The following is a 2801-nucleotide window of genomic DNA, read 5'->3' on the forward strand; positions in this document are numbered from 1 at the left end:
GCATGTTGGGTCCAATCACTTCCGTATGGAACATTTCCTTCATCGGCATAAACATTTTGATAATAATTAACGGGCGGACTTGGTACTGTATTTGGAATAGTTAAAAGCGAATTGACACTTGAATTTAGTCCGGCTTGTACTAGTCCATTTACCTCTGAAAATTTAAAGCCAAATTGTGTTCTTCGCAACAAATGCAATACCGAAGCGGTGTTCCAAGCACCAGTATAAGGCGTTAGACCACTCGTGATATTTCCTATTCTATTAACTTCAGCGCTTGCACTAATGGGTTCATACCTTCTTAAGCCATAGTTTCTTCTTTTGTATCTTTCAAAAAGAGGATCGCGAGTTTCTTCTCTTCTTAAAAATACTTTTCTAAATAAGTTTCTACGAGAATATTTTTTTTCCATATCCTATGCTTAAGACGTTTGTTATTAGACAATTAAAACAATAAAAAGTTTAAAATTTCGATAAAAGTACAAAGAAATTATTTAAAAATAAAAACCCTGCAAAAACTTTATTTGCAGGGTTTCATATTGTCACATTGCCAAATCGGCACATTGAAAATTACTTCGTTTTCTTGACATATTGCGTTAAAATGTAAATGTTTTGGTTTTCAACTCTACCTTCAATCAGGTTGGCGTCGTCCCAAACGAGTTTAATGTTGTGCACGGCAGCTCCACGTTTTGCAGTAAAGGTTGCGCCTTTTACATCTAAATCTTTAATCAACACCACCGAGTCGCCATCTAATAAGGTTACACCGTTGCTGTCTTTATGTACCAATTTGTTTTCGTCTTCTTCTTCGCCTTCACCCGTTGCTTTTGCCCATTCTAACGCTTCTTCATCCAGATACATCATGTCTAACAAATCGGTGTTTTTTAAACGGGCTAGCATGCGCCAAGATACAATTTGAACTGGTAAATGTTCGCTCCACATACTTTCCGATAAGCCTCTCCAGTCTTTTTCGTCGGTAGTTTCTGGGTTTTCAATTTGGTCTTTTAAATGTTTTGCCATTAACACACTATTTTCAACCGTTCTTTCATTGGTTGGCGGCAATACATACACCACTAAATCGTGTTCTGCACCACTAATTTCACAAACTGAACCACTTCGGTCTTTTAATTTTCTTTCTATTACACTCATTTTGAATGGATTTTACTTTATACAATAATTTGAAGCAAAGGTATCAATTGAAATAGGATGGCATAAAAAAAAGGAATTAATTTCTTCCTTTTTCATTTGGGTATAAATCTGGTAAGTTATCGCTTTGCCAAAATTCTTTAGTAGCTACATCAATTATACTTAGTTTTCCTTTAAAAGCAGCACCAGTATCTACATTCCAAACGCAAGCTTTATTTATTGGAATTGTTTCGTCAATTTTAGTAACTGGCGTATGACCAATGTAAATTTCTTTATACATTTTTAATCGATTTGGATAGGTAAGAGCGTCTTTTGAAAGTTGCTTATCCAATGCTAAGGCGGTTTCCCATAAAGATCTATCCCAATAAAATAAAGGAGTAAAAAACTCATGCGTAACTCCTCTAACATTAGTAAAACCAGCATGAATAAATAATCGATTTTCGTCGTCTAAGTGATAATCTTGTAGCGACAGCAAAAATTGAATGTGTTTTTCTTTAGTAGAATTTTCAATGTTTTGGTACGACAAAGCAGAAGCTTCGCCACCATGATTAAACCACATTCTCTCATTAAACCCTTCGTTATCCTTTCGTAACCATTTTAGCAATAAATCATCATGATTTCCTCTGATGAATATACAGTTTTGTTTTTCCTTCAGGGCGATTAAAAAATCTAAAACCGCAGGAGATTCACTCCAACCATCAACAAAATCTCCTAAAAAAATCAAGGTGTCATTTTTTGAAACTTTCGCTCTTTCCAAAACTTGAAATAGCGCTTTTAGTCCGCCATGAATATCGCCAATCACAAATGTTTTTGGAATCATTTTATATTGTATTTCATTTTTCTTAGAATTCGCATTACTTCTTTAAAGGACAAATATACAATTGGATTTTCAAAATGTTTCAAATGAATTTTGGCATCAATTAGTTTTTGTTTGGCGTCATCAAAACCATTTAAATAACAAATCATTAATGTGTGCGGAACATTCACTAAGTCTATTTTTTCATTAGGTTGTAATTGAATTCCTTTTTGAAGTTTGGTTAAAATAGCATTATTTGTATTGTAAATATGGTGCAATATTTTTTTGTTGTATTGCGGAGGTTCAAACAACAGTTGTGTTTCTATTTTGTAATAACCATTATCAAAAAATCGAATTGTTACTTTTTCTAACGGATAAAAACTCGTTTTATCATTTAGTCCCAAGCAAACATACTCTGTAATTGAAAAAGTGTCTTCATCAAAAGTAATACTTATCTCGTCTAGAGCCGAATAAAACAGTTTAACTTGTTCGTTTATCAATTCAATATCAACGCGTGAATAGTACACCTCATTGTGGACTATTTTCTTATTTCCTGCCCAACATACCACAAAAAGTTCTTTAAAAACCTTGTAATTAGCAGATAGATCTTTATGGCGAAGAGAAATAAAGTCTATAACACTTTCTAAGGTATACGAAATACTGTTTCTCGAGTTGTTTTCTAGACTAATTACGGTTTCAATATTTTGTTTTGAATAGGGTATTTTTTCGGTTGTTGGAGTGGTATTGCTGCCCACTCTCAAAAACATGCTGTTGACAGTTATAGTATGAATTCCTTTTTTAAAATAAGAAGATTTTGATTTGGGCTTAATGGTTACCAAACCCACAACTTTTTCTTTTGTTAAATTAG

The 2801-nt window shown here is 33.3% G+C and carries 4 protein-coding genes; all 4 read right to left on the reverse strand.

The window, feature by feature from the left end:
* The coding region (locus ACIQZC_RS10510) for a hypothetical protein (protein WP_396139174.1) at positions 1 to 407 on the reverse strand (407 nt) is incomplete at its 3' end.
* Between the two features lie 157 nt (positions 408 to 564).
* Positions 565 to 1140 carry a PhnA domain-containing protein gene (locus tag ACIQZC_RS10515; RefSeq protein ID WP_396139175.1) on the reverse strand — a complete coding sequence of 192 codons (576 nt, stop codon included), beginning with the start codon at positions 1138 to 1140 and terminating at the stop codon, positions 565 to 567.
* Positions 1141 to 1216: 76 nt separating this feature from the next.
* Complete coding sequence (locus ACIQZC_RS10520; RefSeq protein ID WP_396139176.1) at positions 1217 to 1957, reverse strand: metallophosphoesterase family protein; 741 nt, start codon at positions 1955 to 1957, stop codon at positions 1217 to 1219.
* A partial coding sequence (locus ACIQZC_RS10525; protein WP_396139177.1) for a DUF5929 domain-containing protein occupies positions 1954 to 2801 on the reverse strand: 848 nt, incomplete at its 5' end. The genes ACIQZC_RS10525 and ACIQZC_RS10520, both read right to left, overlap by 4 nt.

This window comes from Flavobacterium sp. (assembly GCF_044338735.1).
Taxonomy (GTDB): Bacteria; Bacteroidota; Bacteroidia; order Flavobacteriales; family Flavobacteriaceae; genus Flavobacterium.